Genomic DNA, 18,248 nt, shown 5'->3' on the forward strand with positions numbered 1-18,248 from the left:
GCGATGGGTATCGCTGCGCTCCACCCATCCTACGGAGTGAGCCGGCATGCATAACCCCTGCGCCGTCATCCCGGTCTACAATCACGAGCACGCCCTGCCCGTGGTGTTCGCGGCTTTGCACGAAGCTGGCCTGCCCTGCGTGCTGGTCGACGACGCATCCAGCGCGGCTTGCGCTGCGGTGATGGATGACCTGGCCAAGCAGGACAACACCTTCCTGGTGCGCCTGGCCGTCAACCAGGGCAAGGGCGGCGCGGTGATGGCCGGCCTGCGCGAGGCCCAGCGCCTGGGCTTCAGCCACGCGCTGCAGGTCGACGCCGATGGCCAGCACGACCTCGGCGACGTCGCCGGCTTCCTCGGCGAATCCCGCACCCACCCGCAGGCGCTGGTCTGCGGCTACCCGGTGTACGACGCCAGCGTGCCGAAGAGCCGCCTGTACGCGCGCTACCTGACCCACGTGTGGGTGTGGATCAACAGCCTGTCGCTGGCGATCCGCGACTCCATGTGCGGCTTCCGCGTCTACCCGCTGCCCGCCACCCTGGCGCTGATCGACAGCTGCCAGCTGGGCAAGCGCATGGATTTCGACACCGAGATCCTGGTGCGCCTGGCCTGGCGCAACCAGCCGATGCGCTGGCTGCCTACCCAGGTGCACTACCCGCTCGACGGTCTCTCGCACTTCCGTCTGTGGCACGACAACGCGCTGATCTCGAAGATGCACGCCAAGCTGTTCTTCGGCATGCTGCTGCGCGCCCCAATGATCCTCTGGCGGCGGTGGCAGGCATGAGCGAGCAACCGGCAGCCCACTGGGCCGGCCAGCGCGAGCGCGGCAGCTACGCGCTGATGAAGCTCACCGCGGTGCTGGCGCGCCTGCTCGGCCGGCGCCTGATCAGCCCGCTGATCTACGCCATCGTCCTGTATTTCTTCGTCTTCGGCGCCCAGGCGCGGCGCAGCATCTGGCAGTACCAGAGCAACCTCGCCACCTGGAGCGGCCGCGCCGAGCTGCGTCCGAGCTGGCGCCGGGTGTTCCGCCAGTTCATGAGCTTCGCCGACACCCTGCTCGACAAGCTCGACGTGTGGAACGGCAAGCTCGGCCTGGAGCAGATCACCCTGGTCGACCCGCACGACCTGCGCGGCCAACTGCACCGCCAGGAACGCGGGCAGCTGCTGGTCGGCGCGCACCTGGGCAACCTTGAGGTGTGTCGCGCCCTGGCCCAACTCGGCGAGCACGTGCAGATGAACGTGCTGGTGCACACCAAGCACGCCGAACAGTTCAATCGCCTGCTCGGCGAGGCCGGCGCCACACACCTGCGCCTGATCCAGGTCAGCGAACTGGACCCGGCGATCATGCTGCAATTGTCCGAGCGCCTGGAGCGCGGCGAGTGGCTGGCGATCGCCGGCGACCGCGTGCCACTGCACGGCGGGCGCAACGTCGACGTGGACTTCCTCGGCCAGCCCGCGGCCTTCCCGCAAGGGCCGTGGCTGCTGGCCGGGCTGCTGCATTGTGCGGTCAACCTGCTCAACTGCCTGAAGATCGACGGCCGCTACCGGGTGATCATCGAGCCGTTTGCCGAGCGCATCGAGTGGAAGCGCAGCGAGCGCGAGGCGGTGATCCGCCAGTGGGTACAACGCTATGCCGAGCGCCTGGGCCAACGCTGCCTGGATGCGCCGTTGCAATGGTTCAACTTCTATCCGTTCTGGAATGCACATGACGACACATCAGCCTGATCCGGTGATCTTCGGCGAAGCCCACCTGTCCATCGAGCAGGTCGTGGCCCTGTCCCAACGTCAGGCCCGCGCGCAGCTGCAGGACGACGCCGCCTACCGCGAGAAAATCGCCAAGGGCGCGCGTTTCCTCGACACCCTGCTGGACAAGGAAGGCGTGATCTACGGCGTCACCACCGGCTACGGTGACTCCTGCGTGGTGGCCGTGCCGCTGCACCAGGTCGAGGCCCTGCCCAAGCACCTGTTCACCTTCCACGGCTGCGGCCTGGGCAAGCTGCTCGATCCGGCCAGCACCCGCGCCGTGCTGGCCGCGCGCCTGCAGTCGCTGTGCTACGGCATCTCCGGGGTACGGGTGGAGCTGCTGGAGCGCCTGCAGGCATTCCTCGATCACGATGTGCTACCGCTGATCCCGGAAGAAGGCTCGGTCGGCGCCAGCGGCGACCTCACGCCACTGTCCTACGTCGCCGCCACCCTCAGTGGCGAACGTGAAGTGTTGTACCAGGGCGAGCGCCGTAGCGCCGCCGAGGTGCATAACGAGCTGGGCTGGACGCCGCTGACCCTGCGCCCCAAGGAAGCCCTGGCGCTGATGAACGGCACCGCGGTGATGACCGCCCTGGCCTGCCTGGCCTATTCGCGCGCCGACTACCTGCTCAAGCTGGCCACCCGCATCACCGCGCTCAACGTGGTGGCGCTGGAAGGCAACCCGGAGCACTTCGACGAGCGCCTGTTCGCCGCCAAGCCGCACCCGGGACAGATGCAGGTCGCCGCCTGGTTGCGCCAGGACCTCGCCATCGACGCGCCAACCGCGCCGCTGCACCGCCTGCAGGACCGCTACTCGCTGCGCTGCGCACCGCATGTGCTCGGCGTGCTGGCCGACAGCCTGGGCCTGCTGCGCCAGTTCATCGAAACCGAGCTGAACAGCGCCAACGACAACCCGCTGATCGACGCCGAGGCCGAGCGCGTGCTGCACGGCGGGCACTTCTACGGCGGGCACATCGCCTTCGCCATGGACAGCCTGAAGAACCTGGTCGGCAACGTCGCCGACCTGCTCGACCGCCAGCTCGCCCTGCTGGTCGACGTGCGCTACAACCACGGCCTGCCGAGCAACCTGTCCGGCGCGCCGGGCGTCACCGCGATGATCAACCACGGTTTCAAGGCCGTGCAGATCGGCACCAGCGCCTGGACCGCCGAAGCGCTGAAAAACACTATGCCGGCCAGCGTGTTCTCGCGCTCCACCGAGTGTCACAACCAGGACAAGGTGAGCATGGGCACCATTGCCGCGCGCGATGCCCTGCGCAGCCTGGAGCTGACCGAGCAGGTCGCCGCCGCCACCCTGCTGGCCGCCAACCAGGGCGTCTGGCTGCGCCAGCGCGACGGCAAGATCGATATTCCTGCACCCGTTGCCGCGATGCGCGAACAGCTGGCCGCCGACTTCCACCCGGTGATCGAGGATCGCGCCCTGGAAGGCGAACTGCGCCTGTGCCTGCAGCGCATCCGCGCCCGGCACTGGAGGCTGTATGCGTAAGCAGCGACCCATTTGTGTAGGAGCCAGCTTGCTGGCGATGCCCTTGTGCCAGCCCGGATCGCCAGCAAGCTGGCTCCTACAACAGCGCAATGCGCCTGGAGTAACTGCCCATGCGTAAGGAAGGCGTGCTGCAGGCCCAGGTCGAACTGACCGTACCCTTCTTCGACGTCGACATGATGGAAGTGGTCTGGCACGGCCACTACGTCAAATACTTCGAGGAAGCGCGCTGTGCCCTGCTCGACAGGCTCGGCCACAACTACCGGCAGATGCGCGACGCCGGCTACGCCTGGCCGGTGATCGACCTGCAGTTGCGCTATATCCGCGGCGCCCAGTTCGGCCAGCGCATCAAGGTGCGCGCCGATCTGGTCGAGTGGGAGAACCGCCTGAAGATCAATTATCTGATCACCGACGCCGCCACCGGCGAGCGCATGACCCGTGGCAGCAGCGTGCAGGTGGCGGTGGAGATCGCCACGCGGGAGATGCTGCTGGCTTCGCCTCGCGTGTTTGTTGAGGCGGTGGAGAGGGCTATTGCGTGATCTTTCCGAGCCCGGCTGGTTTTCTACGTTTGCTGAACGCTCTGTTTCGCCCCGCCGGGCGAGTCACTTTCTCTTTGCGCGCGCAAAGAGAAAGTAACCAAAGAGAAAGCGCGCCCCACATCCGGCCCTGGCTACGCCAGGGTTCCCTCGTTCCATCCCTGCTCCAGGGGCACGCCGCGAAGGGCCATCCCTGGCCCATCGCGGCTCTCGCGGCATCCATGCCGCTCAACCCCTTACGCACGGATTCCACTCGGCCTCCTGAGGGGGCCCCGTATCCCGGCACACACGACACAGCTACAGCCACAGACAACCATTGGCTTCAACACCGCGCAGTCTTACCAGGCGCGCCAACTCCCCGTCAGGAGGCCGAGTGCAGGCGCTGCGCAGGGGGACGCGAGGCAGGACGCCGAGCGAGTCACGATGGGACAGGGATGTCCCTTCGTGACGGCCCCCGGAGCAGTGCCGGAGCGAGGGGAGTCGAGCGCAGCGAGACCCGCATGTCGGGGGGCCCTTCTTTTTGGTTACTTTTTCTTGGGCAAGCAAGAAAAAGTGACGCGCCCGGGGGGGCGCAAGCAAAAGCCAAGGCCAGCACAGTAATCAGCCATGCCCTGAAAGCCTGCAGCCTGCTGTTCCTGACCATCAACCCAGCTGCCCACGCCTTCGACCTAACCGAACTGGGCGCCCAACTGGCCAAACCCGCCGTAGTCCGCGGCCCGTTCATCCAGGAAAAGCACCTGCGCGCCCTGCCCCAGCCGCTGACCAGCCAGGGCGAGTTCGTCCTCAGCCGCGACGCCGGCCTGCTCTGGCAGCTGCGCAGCCCGCTGACCCAGGACTACCGCATCGACGCCGCCGGCATCGCCCGGCGTACACCGCAAGGCTGGCAGCTGCAGCCCGGCCAGGATGTCGCCGCCCAGCAGAGCCGGCTGTTCCTCGCCGTACTCAAGGGCGACCACTCGGGCCTCGCGCGCGACTTCGAGCTGCAACTGAGCGGCAGCAGTGAAGCCTGGCAACTAACCCTGATCCCGCACTCGCTGCTGCTCAAGCAGATCTTCAGCAGCATCCGCATCGACGGCGGCGCCCTGGTCGAACGCATCGAACTGCACGAGACCCAGGGCGACCGCACCCTCATGCGCATGCCGCAGAGCCAGGCGGGCGATGCCCTCAGCGCGCAGGAGCGAGATGCCTTTGCCCGCTAAGCCCTTCGCCGCCCAGCGCTACCTGCCGCGCCTGTTCAGCGTCGCCCTGCTGGCGCTGCTGGTCCTGGCCTCCTGGCAGTGGCGCAACGGCCCGCCGGTGGCGGCGAGCATGCTCGCCCTGCTGCCCAAGGGCGCCGGCGATGAACTGGTGCAGCAGGCCGAACGGCGCATGCAGGAGCCGCTGAATCGCGAGCTGCTGGTGCTGGTCGGCCATCCGCAGCGCCAGCAGGCGATTGCCCTGGTGCAGCGGCTCGGCCAGCAGTGGCAGGCCAGCCAGCGCTTCGAGCGGGTGCAATGGAGCCTGGACAGCGACCTGGCCGTGCTGCGCCAGCAACTGCGCGGCAACCGCCTGGCCCTGCTGCCGGCGACGGATCGCCAGTTGCTGATCGAGCAGCCGGGGGACTTTATCCAGCAGCGCGCCGCCCAGCTGTTCGACACCTTCGCCGGCTTCAGCCTGCTACCGCCCGAGCAGGACTGGCTGGGTATCGGTACCCGCGCCCAGCAGGCGCTGAACCCGAACAGCCGCATTCAGGCCGACCTCGGCAGCGGCGCCCTGCTGCTGGAAGAACCGGGCATGACCTGGGCCCTGCTGCGCGTGCGCACCCTCGGCAGCGCCTTCGACATGCAGGCACCACCGGCGATTGCCGCCAGCGTGGCGGCGGCGCGGGCCGAGGTGACTGCCGCCGGCGGTCAACTGCTGGCCGCCGGCGGCGTGCTGTATGCCGCCGCCGGCCAGGCCAAGGCCACCCGCGAAGTCAGCTGGATCGGCGGCGGCGCCACCCTCGGCACCCTGCTGCTGTTGCTGCTGGCATTCCGCCGCCCGCGCGTGCTGGTCAGCCTGCTGCCGATAGGAGTCGCCCTGTTGGCCGGCTGCACGGCCTGCGTGCTGGTGTTCGGCCAGATCAACGTGCTGACCCTGGTGCTCGGCGCCAGCCTGATCGGCGTGGCCGCCGACTACCCGCAGCACTACTTGAGTAAAAGCTGGAGCAACAGCTGGGGCCCGGACGGCTGGACCAGCTGGGGCGCCCTGCGCGCCACCCTGCCGGGGCTGACCCTGAGCCTGGGCACCAACCTGGTCGGTTACCTGGCGCTGGCCTTCACCCCCTTCCCGGCGCTGACCCAGATCGCCCTGTTCTCCGCCGCCGGGCTGATCGGCGCCTACCTCTGCTCGGTGTGCCTGCTGCCGGCCTGGCTGAGTGGCCTGCGCCTGCGCCCGCCACCCGGCCTGCTCGGTTTCAGCAGCGCCCTGCTGGCCCTGCGCGCGCGCCTGCTGGGCCGCGTCGGCAGCCTGCCGCTGCTGGCCCTGTTGCTGCTGTTCTGCGCCGGCGGCCTGTGGCAGTTGCACACGCAGAACGATATCCGCCAGTGGCTGGGCCAGCAGCCGCAGCTGCTCGCCGAGGCCAAGCGCATCGCCGAGCTGACCGGGCAGCAGCCCACCAGCCAGTTCTTCCTGGTGCGCGCCCGCGACGAAGCGCAGCTGCTCGAACGCCAGGCCGCCCTCGCCCAGCGCCTCGACCGGGCCGTGGCCGCCGGCCAGTTGCGCGGTTACCGCGCGCTCAGCCAGCTGGTCGCCGCCGACAGCCAGCACCAAGCGCTGCGCGACGCCCTGCAGCGCCTGCCCCAGCACTGGCAGCCGCTGCTGGCCATGGGCATTCCAGCCACCGCACTGCAGGCGGAGCTGAACGAATTGACCGAGGGCGCGCAACCCAACCTCGACCAGGCCCTGGCCGGCCCGCTGGGCGAAGCCTGGCGGCCACTGTGGCTGGGCGCGGGCGCCGAGGGCGTGGCCGGCCTGGTCAGCCTGCAGGGCCAAGCCGACAGCGCCCTGCTGCACAGCCTCGGCGCGGACCTGCCCGGCGTGCAGCTGGTCGACCGCCTCGGCGAGCTGAACGGCCTGTTCAGTGCCACCCAGCTCAGCGCCGCGCAGCTCAAGCTGGTCGCCAGCGCCGCGATCCTCTTGCTGCTGTGCATTCCCTTCGGCCTGGCCGGCGCCCTGCGCGTGGTCTGCCTGCCGCTGCTGGCGGCCCTCGCCGCCCTGGCCGGGCTCGGCTGGCTGGGCCAGCCGCTGACCCTGTTCAGCCTGTTCGGCCTGTTGCTGATCACCGCCATCGGCGTCGACTACGCCATCCTCATGCGCGAGAACATCGGCGGCGCCGCGGTCAGCCTGCTCGGCACCCTGCTCTCGGCGCTGACCAGTTGGCTGTCGTTCGGCCTGCTGCTGGTCAGCGACACCCCGGCCATCGCCAACTTCGGCCTGGCGATCAGCCTCGGCCTGCTGTTCTGCTTCATCCTCGCGCCCTGGGCCGGCACCCGTGAGCCCCAGGCCAAGGCGGTGCCGGCATGAGCATCGCGCTGTTCTGGCTCGGCCTGCTCGGCCTGTTCGCCGCCGCCACCTGGCTGGGCAGCCGCCTGCGCCTGATTCCGATTGTCAGCCAGTTGTTGCTGGCCACCCTCGGCCTGCCGCTGCTGATGCTGTGGAGCACGCCCCTGGGGTTCGGCGCCAGCGAGCTGCTCGCCGCCGACTGGCTCGAGCCGCTGTACGGCGTGGCCTTCACCCTGCTGCTGGGGCATATCCTCAGCGACGTGATCGACCTCGACCTGCAGGCCGACAGCGTGAAGATCGCCCTGCCGAGCTTCTTCCTGCCGTTCTTCTGCGGCCTGGCCTGTGCGCTGTGGCTGCTGCCGGCGCAGAGCCTGCTGGGCAGCATCGCCGTCGGCTTGCTGTTCGCCCTGACCGCCATCCCGGTGCTGTTCCTCTACCTGCAGCACCTGGGCTACCCCGCCCCACGCATCCGCCAGTTGCTGCAGGCGGCGATTCTCATGGACCTGCTGTGCTGGCTGATCTTCGGCCTGGCCCAGGGCAGCAGCGAGCCGGCCACCCTGCTCTGGCCGCTGCTGGCGGCCAGCCTGCCGCTGCTGTTCAAGCTGCTGCCGTGCCGTTCGGCGCGCTTCAACGGCCTGTGTTTCCTGGTGCTGCTGCTGGTCATGCAACAGCTCAAGCTGAATGCCCTGGTGTTCGGCATCGCCTACCTGCTGTGCAGCGCCGCGCTGCGTGTACCGCTGCGCCTGCCGCTGCCGGACAGCATGTTCGCCGCCCTGCAGACCTGGCTGGCGGTGCCGCTGATCCTGGCTTACGGTCTGCTGCAGATCGACTGGCAGAATGCCTGGCTGGGCTATTCCTGGCTGCAGTTCGGCGCGCTGTTGCTGCTGCCGATCGCCAGCAAGCTGCTGGGCAACTGGCTGGGCCTGAGCTGGGCGGCCGGGCGCCTGGCGCCGAGCCCCGGGCAGTGGCGCGAGAGCGTGCTGCTGAATACCCGCGGCCTGACCGAAATCGTCTTCCTCAACCTGCTGCTGCACCAGCAGGTGATCAGTGCCCAGCTGTACTTTGCCCTGATGCTGATGGGCCTGATTTCCACCTTGCTGCCGGCCCTCACCGGCGCCTACCCTCGCCCTGCCAACGCCAATAACGAGGCACGAAGCCACTATGAACACTCCTGAACTCGAACAACGCCAGGTCGTGGTGATCGGCGCCGGCCCCTCCGGTGCCATCGCCGCCGCCCTGCTCAAGCGCAACGGCCACGACGTGCTGGTGCTGGAGCGCCAGCGCTTCCCGCGCTTCTCCATCGGCGAGAGCCTGCTGTCGCACTGCCTGGACTTCGTCGAGGAAGCCGGGATGCTCGACGCGGTGCAGGCCGCCGGTTTCCAGACCAAGCACGGCGCGGCCTTCGCCTGGGGCGAGCGCTACACCGAGTTCGACTTCCGCGACAAGTTCACTCCGGGCAAAGGCTCCACCTACCAGGTGCTGCGCGCCAGCTTCGACAAGGTGCTGGCCGATGACGCCGAGCGCCAGGGCGTGGAGATCCGTTACGAGGAAGAGATCACCGCCGTCGATTTCAGCGGCGCCTGCCCACGCCTGACCGTGCGGCGCCTGGTCGATGGCGTCGAGTATCAGGTCGAGTGCGCCTTCGTCCTCGACGGCAGCGGCTACGGCCGCGTGCTGCCGCGCCTGCTCGACCTGGACACCCCGTCCAACCTGCCGATGCGCCGCGCGCTGTTCACCCATGTCGAGGACCGTATCACCGCCGACGCCGGCTTCGACCGCGAGAAGATCCTCATCACCACCCACCCGACCCTGCGCGACGTGTGGTTCTGGACCATCCCGTTCAGCAACGGCCGCTGCTCGCTGGGCGTGGTCGCCGAGGCCGGGCGCTACGCCGGTTACCCCGAGGACATGGAGGCCTGCCTGCGCCAGTTCGTCGCGGAAACGCCGTCGCTCGGCAACGTCCTGCAGAACGCCCTGTGGGACACCCCGGTGCGCGAACTGAAAGGCTACTCGGCCAACGTCAAGAGCCTGCACGGCCCGGGCTTCGCCCTGCTGGGCAACGCCGCCGAGTTCCTCGACCCGGTGTTCAGCTCCGGGGTGACCATCGCCATGCGCTCGGCGAGCATGGCCGCCGGCCTGCTGCACCGCCAGCTGAGCGGCGAGGCGGTGGACTGGGAGCAGGACTTCGCCATCCCGCTGAAACGCGGCGTCGACACCTTCCGCGCCTACGTCGAGGGCTGGTACGACGGCAGCTTCCAGGACGTGATCTATTACCAGAAGGCCCAGCCGGAAATCCGCCGGATGATCTGCTCGATCCTCGCCGGCTACGCCTGGGACCTGAACAACCCCTATGTCGCCGAGCCCAAGCGCCGCCTCGGCGTGCTCGCCGAAATCTGTGCGATGAACTGAGCCGAACATGCCGCTGCTGCGCACCACCTTCGTCCTCCTGCTCGGCCTGCTGCTCGGCGCCTGCGCCAGCCGCACGCCGTTGCCGGAATCCGCGCCGAGCCTGAGCCTGCCGCTGTCGCTGCATATCCAGCGCACCCAGGCCGGGGCCAGCGCGGACTGGCTGCTGGTGGTGCAGGCAGAAGGCACGGCGCTGCGCTGGTCGCTGTTCGATCCGCTCGGCGTGCCGCTGGCGCGCCAGCTGCTGGATAACGGCCAGTGGCGCAATGACGGCCTGCTGCCACCCAATGCCGAGGCCCGCGAGCTGTTCGCCGCCCTGCTGTTCGCCCTGACGCCCAGCGCCGAGCTGGCGCAGCGCTACCCGCCAGGCGACTGGCAACTGGCCGACGCCGGCCGGCGCCGACTCGAGCCGGACTGGCGGATCGACTACCGCACGCCGCTGCACTTCACCCTGAACAAGACGCCCGACCTGCACTACCGGGTCGCGCCGCTGCAACCGGAAGAAAGCCCTTGATGCCCAGTTACCTCAACGCCCTCGGCCTGCTTTGCGCCCTTGGCCAGGGCAAGCAGGCCGTCGCCAGCGCCCTGCTGGCCGGCGATGCCTCGGGCATGCGTGCCGAGCCCGGCTGGGTCGCCGAACGCGAGCTGACCGTCGGCGCCGTGCGCGGCGCACTACCGGCGCTGCCCGACCTGGCGCTGCCGCCGAGCCGCAACAACCAGCTGCTGCTGGCCGCCGCCCTGCAGATCGAAGCGCCACTGCGTGAAGCCATAGGCCGCTACGGCGCCAGCCGCGTCGGCGTGGTGCTCGGCACCAGCACCTCGGGCATCGACGAAGCCAGCCAGAGCATCGCCCAGTACTACAACCAGGGCGCGCTGCCGGCGCACTACCACTACGCCCAACAGGAACTGGTCGCCCCGGCCAGCTTCCTCGCCGCGTGGCTGGGCCTGGACGGCCCGTGCTACAGCATCTCCACCGCCTGCACCTCCAGCGCCCGCGCCCTGCTCAGCGCCCATCGCCTGCTGCAGCAGGGGCTGTGCGATGCGGTGATCTGCGGCGGCGTGGACAGCCTCTGTCGGCTGACCCTGAACGGATTCTCGGCGCTCGAAGCGGTATCCGCCGAGCAGTGCAACCCGTTCTCGCGCAACCGCCACGGCATCAATATCGGCGAGGGTGCGGCGCTGTTCCTCATGACCAGAGAACCGGCCCCGATCGCCTTGTTCGGTGGCGGCGCCAGCTCCGACGCCCACCATATTTCCGCACCCCACCCGCAAGGCCTCGGCGCCCAGGCGGCGATGCGCCAGGCGCTGCGCAGCGCCGGCCTGGCTGCCAGCGAGATCGACTACCTCAACCTGCACGGCACCGCCACCACGCACAACGACGCCATGGAAAGCCTGGCCACGGCAGCGATCTTCCCCGCCGGAGTGCCCTGCTCCTCGAGCAAACCGCTGACCGGCCACACCCTCGGCGCCGCCGGGGCGCTGGAAGCGGCGTTCTGCTGGCTGAGCCTGAGCGAGTACAACCCCGACGCGCTGTTGCCGCCGCACCTGTGGGACGGCCAGGGCGAACCGGAGCTGCCGGCCCTGCAGCTGGTCGCGCCCGGCACCCGCCTGGGCAAAACCGGTGGCCGCCGGTTGATGAGCAACTCCTTCGCCTTTGGTGGCAGCAATGTCAGTCTGATCCTCGGCGATGCACCAGGAGAGACGCCATGAGCCGCTGGCCGATCGCCGAGCTGCTCCCCCATGCCGGCAACATGATCCTGATCGACGAAGTGCTGCGCTTCGGCGACGACGACGTGGAAACCCGACTGAGCGTGCGCCACGGCGGCCTGTTCAACCAGGCCGACGGCAGCCTGCCGGCCTGGGTCGGCATCGAGCTGATGGCGCAGAGCATCGCCGCCTATGCCGGCTGCCAGGCGCGCCAGGCCGGCCTGCCGGTGGAGCTGGGCTTTCTCCTCGGCACACGCAAGTACGAGTGCAATGTCGAGTGCTTCCCGCTCGGTGCCGAGCTGCATATCCGGGCCACCCGCACCCTGCAGGACGACAACGGCATGGGGGTGTTCGAATGCCGCCTGAGCGGCCCCGGCATCGAGGTATTCGCCCGCCTCAACGTATTCCGCCCACCGCAGGTGGCCAGTTATCTTCAGGAAGAACTCCAGGATCCCCAGTCATGAGCGAAAAACAGTCATGAGCGAAACCATTCTGGTCACCGGCTCCAGCCGTGGCATCGGCAAAGCCATCGCCCTGCGCCTGGCACGTTCCGGCTACGACCTCGTGCTGCACTGCCGCTCGCGCCGCGATGAAGCCGAGGCGGTGCAAGGGCAGATCGCCGAGCTGGGCCAACAGGCGCGTATCCTGCAATTCGATGTGTCCGACCGTGCCGCCTGCCGCGAGGCCCTGGAGGCCGATATCGAGCAGCACGGCGCTTACTACGGCGTGGTGTGCAACGCCGGACTGACCCGCGACGGCGCCTTCCCGGCGCTGACCGAGGACGACTGGGACCAGGTGCTGCGCACCAACCTCGACGGTTTCTACAACGTGCTGCACCCGCTGTGCATGCCGATGATCCGTCGGCGCAAGGCCGGGCGCATTGTCTGCATCACCTCGGTGTCGGGGCTGATCGGCAACCGTGGCCAGGTCAACTACAGCGCCTCCAAGGCCGGCGTGATCGGCGCGGCCAAGGCCCTGGCCATCGAGCTGGGCAAGCGCAAGATCACGGTCAACTGCGTGGCGCCGGGGTTGATCGACACCGAGATCCTCGACGAGCAGGTACCGGTGGAGGAGATCCTCAAGATGGTGCCGGCGGCGCGCATGGGCACCCCGGAAGAAGTCGCCGGGGCGGTGAATTTCCTGATGTCCGAGGAGGCGGCGTACATTACCCGCCAGGTCCTCGCCGTGAATGGTGGATTGTGTTGATGAAACGTGTGGTCGTCACCGGCATGGCCGGCATCACTTCGCTGGGCAGCGACTGGCCGAGCATCGAAGCCAACTTCCGGGCAGGAAAGAGCGGCATCCGCTATATGACCGAGTGGGACCGCTTCGGCGAGCTGAACACCCGCCTCGGCGGCCCGGTGGACGACTTCGTCCAGCCCAAGCGCTGGACGCGCAAGCAGACGCGCAGCATGGGCCGGGTGTCCAAGCTGGCGGTGTACGCCGCCGAACGCGCCCTGGAGCACGCCGGCCTGCTTGGCGACGAGCGCATCCAGGACGGCCGCATGGGTGTGGCCTGCGGCTCGTCCACCGGCAGCACCGACGAGATCAAGGCGTTCGGCAATATGCTGCTCAATTCCGTGGCAGACGGCCTCAACGCCAACTCCTATATCCGCATGATGCCGCACACCACGGCGGCCAATATCAGCATCTTCTTCGGCCTCAAGGGCCGCCTGATCCCCACCTCCAGCGCCTGCACCAGCGGCAGCCAGGGCATCGGCTACGCCTACGAGGCGATCAAGTTCGGCCGCCTGCCGATGATGCTGGCCGGCGGCGCCGAGGAACTGTGCCCGACCGAGGCCATGGTGTTCGACGCGCTGTACGCCACCAGTCTGAAGAACGATACCCCGCACCTGTCGCCACGCCCCTATGACAGCGGCCGCGATGGCCTGGTGATCGGCGAAGGCGCCGGCATCCTGGTGCTGGAGGAGCTGGAACACGCGCTGGCGCGCGGCGCCACCATCCATGCCGAGATCGTCGGCTTCGGCTGCAACTCCGACGGCATCCACGCCACCAAGCCGGAGCAGGCGACCATGCGCGGCGCCATGGAGTTGGCCCTGGCCGATGCCGGCCTGCCGCCGAGTGCCATCGGCTACGTCAATGGCCACGGCACTGCCACCGAGCAGGGCGATATCGCCGAGACCCAGGCCACCCACAGCCTGTTCGGCGCGCAGATGCCGATCAGCTCGCAGAAGAGCTTCCTCGGTCACACCCTGGGCGCCTGCGGCGCGCTGGAGTCCTGGTTCAGCATCGAGATGATGAACGCCGACCGCTATGTGCCGACCCTCAACCTGGAGGACATCGACCCGGCCTGCGCCGAGCTGGACTACCTGCGCGGCGAGTTCCGCCAGATGAGCAACCAGTACGTGATGAACAACAACTTCGCCTTTGGCGGAGTGAACACTTCGCTGATCTTCAAGCGCTGGAACTGAAGCCAGCAACAGGGAGTCGTGCATGACCCGCCACCTCAGAGTTCTCTTCATCGCCCTGGCCCTGTTCGGCCTGGCCGCCTGCACCTCCAAGCCGTTGCTGCAGCCCGAGGCGAAGCTGCCAGCCGACCGCGAGTACAGCCAGGAGCAGCTGCAGCAGGCCATAGTCAACGCCCTGGAGGCCCGCCACTGGCAGGTGCAACGGGTCGAACCGACGCAAGTCCTGGCCTTGATCGATGTGCGCCAGCACCACCGCGCCTGGGTCGGCATCGACTACAGCCCTTCCGGCTTCCGGATCCGTTACCGCGACAGCCTGGGCCTGGACTACGAGGACGGCGAAATTCATCGCAACTACAATCGCTGGGTCAACAACCTGCGCGCCGAGATCCTGTACCAGCTGAACCTGCCGAAAAACCCGTGAGTCACTTATCGTCAAGGAGACGACTATGCAAATGAAGAACTGGACCCTGGCCGCCCTGCTGTTCGCCGCCACCCTGCCGGCCGTCAGCCAGGCTCGCGACACCACCCTGTTCCCGGACTTCCAGGCCGCCGTGCAGGAAGCCACCAACGCCGGGCGCCTGGATGGCAGCGTGAAGTTCTACCTGGCCGGCACCCAGCCTGCCGGCAAGGTCAGCGTCGTGCGTTCGGGCGTGACCACCAGCAAGAAGACCAACGCCTTCAACAAGAGTGACGAAGGCGCCTGCTCCTGGGCCCTGCAGTCGGCGCTGATCGCCTTCCAGAACGCCGCCAAGGCCGCCGGCGCCAACGCCGTGGTCAACCTGGCCAGCAACTACAAGAACATCGAGTACAAGAACGCGCAGAACTACGAATGCCACGCCGGCGCGATCATGGCGGGCGTCGCCCTGAAAGGCGACCTGGCCACCGTCAAGTAACAGGCTCTACCCGCTCTAGCGGACAGACTGGAACAGCAGCAAAGAAAAGGTTCATCGCGGACGGCGGGGAAAGAGCGGGTAGACAGCCCGAATCACCTCAGGAAAGCGCGATGAACCTTTTTATGCCCGGCCGGGCCACTCAGCGGCCCAGCAGCCGTGCCAGGCCGACCTGCAGCGGCGTGCCCGGGGCGCAGGCGAAGCGCTCCAGCAACAGGCCGTTGTCCGCCCGCGAATGACGGATATCGCCGGGGCGCGCGGCGCCATGGCTGACCGTCGGCAACTGGCCGAGTACGGCCCGGATCGCCGCCAGCAGTTGGTTCAGGCTGACCGCCTGGTTGTGCCCGACGTTCACCGCGCCGACGGCCACCTGCGGCATGCGCAGGGCCTGCACCAGCAGCGGCACCAGGTCGGCGACATAGAAGAAGTCGCGGGTCTGCTCGCCATCGCCGAACACGCTGATCGGCAATCCCGCCAGGGCGCGCTCGGTGAAGATGCTGATCACCCCCGAATAGGGCGAGGACGGGTCCTGGCGCGGGCCGAAGATATTGAAGAAGCGGAAGATTGCCGGTTCCAGGCCATGCTGGCGCCGGTAGAAGTCCAGGTAGTGCTCGCTGGCCAGCTTGTCCGCGGCATAGGGGGTCAGCGGCGCCTTGGGCGTGTCCTCGCGCACCGCCACGCCCTCGCCATTGTTGCCGTATACCGCCGCGCTGGAGGCGAACACCACCCGCCGCACGCCGGCCTCGCGCATGGTTTCGCAGAGGTTGAGGGTGCCGATGAAGTTGCTCTGGTGGGTACTCACCGGATCGTCGACCGAGGCCTGCACCGAGGCCACCGCCGCCAGGTGGGCGACCGCCTGGCAGCCGTCGACCGCCTGGCGCACCAGCGCGGCATCGGCCACGTCGCCTTCGAGCAGTTCCAGGCGCGGGTTGTCCAGGGACAGGTTGCTGCGCTTGCCGGTGGACAGGTTGTCCAGCACGCGCACGCGGTAGCCGGCGGCGAGCAGGGCATCGGCCAGGTGCGAACCGATAAAGCCGGCGCCGCCGGTGATCAGGATGGGTAAGTCGCTCATGCAGCCTCAGTGATGTCGGTAGTAGCGGTCAAGCAGGGCCGGCAGGCCCGAGCGCCAGGCGCGCGGCTTGATGCCGAAGGTGTGCAGGATCTTCTTGCAGCTCAGCACCGCGTGCTGCGGCTCGTCGGCGGCATCCGGGCGCGCGGCATGCGCCTGCGGGCTGACTTCGCGCACGTGCAGCTTATGCAGCGGGCGCGCCTCGCTGATGATCGCCTGGCCCAGGGCCAGCGGCGTGGTCGCCTCATGGCCGCCGTAATGGTAGGTGCCCCACAGCGGGATCTGGCAGTCGAGCTGCTTGAGCACGGCGATGATTACCCGCGCGGCATCGTCGACCAGGGTCGGATTGCCGCGCCGGTCATCGGCCATGAACAGCTCCTGCTCCAGCTCGGCCCGGCGCAGGAAACGCCCGAGCAGGCCCTCGGCGCTGTCGTCCAGCAGCCAGCCGAAACGCAGCAGCACATGCCGCGGACAGGTGGCCCGCACGCACTGCTCGATGCGCCGCAGCGCCTGGCCGCGCAGGCCCAGCGGCACCGGCTCGTCCTTCTCGCTGTAGGCGGTGGCCCGCGAGCCGTCGAACACCCGGTAGCTGGACGGCTGCAGCAGGACGATGTTGTGGTGCTGGCACAGCTCGGCGAGACGCTCCAGGGCCCGTTCCTGCTGGGCGAAGCGCGCCTCGTCGACCGTCTCGGCCTGGAACCAGTCGAAGTAGTAGGCGAGATTGATCAGCGCATCGGGGCGCGTGTCATCGAGCAGTTGGGTCAGGCTGGCCACATCCCAGCCGCCCTCGGGCGGGCGTGGGGCCAGAAAGCCGATATCTTCCTCGGCCCCCAGGCGGATCAGCGCCTGCCCCAGGGCATTGCCGCCGCCCAGCAGCATCAGGCGCATGCGCATGGTGGTGCGGGTTACTCCAGTCGCGAAAGGAACGGGCTGCCAGGCAGCCGGATTGGCCGTATTTTGCGGGTTTTACCGGGGGCCGTCACCCGCAAAGTGCGAACAGGCGCCGGGGCGCCTGTTCGGGGGCAAGTGTGCGGAGCAGGAGGCGTGGCGCCAGGCCGCTGGCCCGAGGCGCCGACAAGGCTCTACTGCGTGCCCTTGCGCCGCAGGCTGCCCGGGGTGAAGTAACTCTCCGGGGGCGCCGCCAGGAGGAACTGACGCGGCGCCTTCTCGTTGTTACGCAGGCCGAGCACCGTATAACTGCGGGCGATCAGGTCGTGGAACACCAGATTCACCGGGGCGAGGGTGGGCACCTCGTAGGCGTTCTTGCTGAAGGCCAGGTTGACGTGCCACAGCTCGCCGCGGGCGTCGTAGTTTTCCACCATCAGGGCGTACCAGCTGTCCTCGTCGAGATAGAAGCGGCGCTTGGCGTGCACATGGCGCTGGCCGGGGCGCAGGGTCGCCTCGACCACCCACACGCGGTGCATTTCCCAGCGGGTCAGCGCGGGGTTGAGGTGGCCGGGCTTGAGCAGCTCGTCGGCCGGGCGCCCCGGCTGCTCCATGGCGTAGTTGTGGTAGGGCACCAGCAGGTTGCGCTTGCCGACCAGCTTCCAGTCGTAGCGGTCGGTGGCGCCGTTGTACATGTCGGTGTCGTCGGCGTAGATGCCGTCGATCGGCGTGTCGTAGGCCAGGGTCGGCGCGCGGCGCACCCGGCGCTGACCGGGGTTGTAGATCCACGCCGAGCGCGGCTCGGCGACCTGGTCGATGGGCTCGTGCACCAGCAGTGCGCGGCCGACGTCACGCGAGGGCGGCAGCAGTTCGCTGGCATAGGCGTAGAGCTGGTTGTCCAGGCTGCCGGCATCCTTCTGCGGGTTGTAGTAGTTGGACAACAGCTGGATGCGCTCGCGCAGGATCGAGTAGCTGCCGCTGGCGGTGACCTGGGCGGTGACGGCCACCTCGTCGATATAGCGCCCCTGCCAGCGGGCGATGTGGTTCCAGATCGCCTCGCGGCCGTCCGCCGGGATCGGGAACGGAATGCCCGCGTAGGCACCGACCAGGCCGTTGCCGCCGGCGGCCAGGCTCGCCTGCTCGGCGTTGCGCCGGGTGTTGGCGTAGATCTGCGCCGGCGCGGCAAAGCTGCGATGACTGGGGTAGACCGGCACCTTGAAGCTCTGCGGGTAGGCCTTGAACAGCGCCTTGACTCCCTCGCTGAGATTGGCCGCATCGGCCTGCAGGCTCTGCGCATCGATCACCCGCAGCGGCTGCTCGCCGGCGAAGGGATCAACATGGAAACTGCCGGGGCCGCCGTAGCCGGCCGGGGCCTGGGTCAGGCCGCCAGTCCACGCGGGAATCCCCGCGCCGGCGTCGCCCTGGCGCTCGGCGCCGAAGGGCGTCAGTGAGGTGCCCAGCTGCGCCGCCTGCTCGGCGCCGACCTTGGCCAGGGCGGCCTGCGGCAGCAGCAGGCCGAGGGAAAGCAGGAGGCAACCGGCACGCAAAGCTTGTCTAGTCATG

The 18,248-nt window shown here is 68.5% G+C and carries 18 protein-coding genes; 15 read left to right on the forward strand and 3 right to left on the reverse strand.

Annotated elements, in window-relative coordinates; translation table 11 throughout:
- Positions 1 to 46 precede the first annotated feature (46 nt).
- The 15 genes from GV001_RS19240 (at position 47) to GV001_RS19310 (ending at position 14,734) form a co-directional block, all read left to right on the forward strand.
- The gene (locus tag GV001_RS19240) at positions 47 to 781 is read left to right on the forward strand and encodes a glycosyltransferase family 2 protein (protein ID WP_160082835.1); all 735 of its coding nucleotides are present in this window, start codon (positions 47 to 49) and stop codon (positions 779 to 781) included.
- Positions 778 to 1,722, forward strand: coding sequence for a glycosyl transferase (locus tag GV001_RS19245; protein WP_160082837.1), 945 nt, complete (start codon positions 778 to 780; stop codon positions 1,720 to 1,722). The genes GV001_RS19240 and GV001_RS19245 overlap by 4 nt, the downstream gene beginning before the upstream one ends.
- Complete coding sequence (gene hutH, locus GV001_RS19250; protein WP_160082839.1) at positions 1,703 to 3,244, forward strand: histidine ammonia-lyase; 1,542 nt, start codon at positions 1,703 to 1,705, stop codon at positions 3,242 to 3,244. The genes GV001_RS19245 and hutH overlap by 20 nt, the downstream gene beginning before the upstream one ends.
- A 110-nt stretch (positions 3,245 to 3,354) precedes the next feature.
- Positions 3,355 to 3,780 carry a thioesterase family protein gene (locus tag GV001_RS19255; protein WP_160082841.1) on the forward strand — a complete coding sequence of 142 codons (426 nt, stop codon included), beginning with the start codon at positions 3,355 to 3,357 and terminating at the stop codon, positions 3,778 to 3,780.
- A gap of 497 nt (positions 3,781 to 4,277) precedes the next feature.
- A complete protein-coding gene (locus tag GV001_RS19260) occupies positions 4,278 to 4,976 on the forward strand; it encodes an outer membrane lipoprotein carrier protein LolA (protein ID WP_160082843.1) in 699 nt (232 codons plus the stop codon).
- A complete protein-coding gene (locus GV001_RS19265; RefSeq protein WP_160082845.1) occupies positions 4,960 to 7,320 on the forward strand; it encodes an MMPL family transporter in 2,361 nt (786 codons plus the stop codon). Before GV001_RS19260 ends, GV001_RS19265 begins: the two co-directional genes overlap by 17 nt.
- Positions 7,317 to 8,474: a sodium:proton antiporter gene (locus tag GV001_RS19270; RefSeq protein WP_160082847.1), complete on the forward strand. Its 1,158-nt coding sequence runs from the start codon at positions 7,317 to 7,319 to the stop codon at positions 8,472 to 8,474. Before GV001_RS19265 ends, GV001_RS19270 begins: the two co-directional genes overlap by 4 nt.
- Positions 8,461 to 9,708: an NAD(P)/FAD-dependent oxidoreductase gene (locus tag GV001_RS19275; protein ID WP_160082849.1), complete on the forward strand. Its 1,248-nt coding sequence runs from the start codon at positions 8,461 to 8,463 to the stop codon at positions 9,706 to 9,708. The genes GV001_RS19270 and GV001_RS19275 overlap by 14 nt, the downstream gene beginning before the upstream one ends.
- A gap of 7 nt (positions 9,709 to 9,715) precedes the next feature.
- Positions 9,716 to 10,219 (forward strand): DUF3261 domain-containing protein, encoded by a 504-nt coding sequence (locus tag GV001_RS19280; protein WP_160082851.1) that lies wholly within the window; start codon positions 9,716 to 9,718, stop codon positions 10,217 to 10,219.
- Positions 10,219 to 11,415 carry a beta-ketoacyl-[acyl-carrier-protein] synthase family protein gene (locus GV001_RS19285; protein WP_160082853.1) on the forward strand — a complete coding sequence of 399 codons (1,197 nt, stop codon included), beginning with the start codon at positions 10,219 to 10,221 and terminating at the stop codon, positions 11,413 to 11,415. The genes GV001_RS19280 and GV001_RS19285 overlap by 1 nt, the downstream gene beginning before the upstream one ends.
- Positions 11,412 to 11,876 (forward strand): hotdog family protein, encoded by a 465-nt coding sequence (locus GV001_RS19290; protein WP_160082855.1) that lies wholly within the window; start codon positions 11,412 to 11,414, stop codon positions 11,874 to 11,876. The genes GV001_RS19285 and GV001_RS19290 overlap by 4 nt, the downstream gene beginning before the upstream one ends.
- Before the next feature lie 13 nt (positions 11,877 to 11,889).
- A complete protein-coding gene (fabG, locus tag GV001_RS19295) occupies positions 11,890 to 12,618 on the forward strand; it encodes a 3-oxoacyl-ACP reductase FabG (RefSeq protein WP_160082857.1) in 729 nt (242 codons plus the stop codon).
- Positions 12,618 to 13,844 carry a beta-ketoacyl-ACP synthase gene (locus GV001_RS19300; protein ID WP_160082859.1) on the forward strand — a complete coding sequence of 409 codons (1,227 nt, stop codon included), beginning with the start codon at positions 12,618 to 12,620 and terminating at the stop codon, positions 13,842 to 13,844. Before fabG ends, GV001_RS19300 begins: the two co-directional genes overlap by 1 nt.
- 22 nt (positions 13,845 to 13,866) lie before the next feature.
- Positions 13,867 to 14,262 carry a hypothetical protein gene (locus GV001_RS19305; RefSeq protein ID WP_160082861.1) on the forward strand — a complete coding sequence of 132 codons (396 nt, stop codon included), beginning with the start codon at positions 13,867 to 13,869 and terminating at the stop codon, positions 14,260 to 14,262.
- Between the two features lie 25 nt (positions 14,263 to 14,287).
- On the forward strand, positions 14,288 to 14,734 hold the full coding sequence (locus GV001_RS19310) for an excinuclease (protein ID WP_160082862.1): 447 nt from the start codon (positions 14,288 to 14,290) through the stop codon (positions 14,732 to 14,734).
- A 139-nt stretch (positions 14,735 to 14,873) separates the two neighbouring features.
- Here GV001_RS19310 and GV001_RS19315 read toward each other — a convergent pair whose 3' ends face one another.
- The 3 genes from GV001_RS19315 to GV001_RS19325 form a co-directional block, all read right to left on the reverse strand.
- Entirely contained in the window at positions 14,874 to 15,803 is a 930-nt protein-coding gene (locus tag GV001_RS19315) for an NAD-dependent epimerase/dehydratase family protein (RefSeq protein ID WP_160082864.1), read from the reverse strand.
- A gap of 6 nt (positions 15,804 to 15,809) precedes the next feature.
- Positions 15,810 to 16,694, reverse strand: a complete 885-nt coding sequence (locus GV001_RS19320; protein ID WP_160082866.1) for a sugar nucleotide-binding protein — start codon at positions 16,692 to 16,694, stop codon at positions 15,810 to 15,812.
- Between the two features lie 188 nt (positions 16,695 to 16,882).
- A complete protein-coding gene (locus GV001_RS19325; protein ID WP_160082868.1) occupies positions 16,883 to 18,247 on the reverse strand; it encodes a DUF1329 domain-containing protein in 1,365 nt (454 codons plus the stop codon).
- Position 18,248: the final 1 nt, after the last annotated feature.

Origin of the sequence: Pseudomonas sp. 8AS (assembly GCF_902506505.1) — a bacterium.
GTDB lineage: Bacteria > Pseudomonadota > Gammaproteobacteria > Pseudomonadales > Pseudomonadaceae > Aquipseudomonas.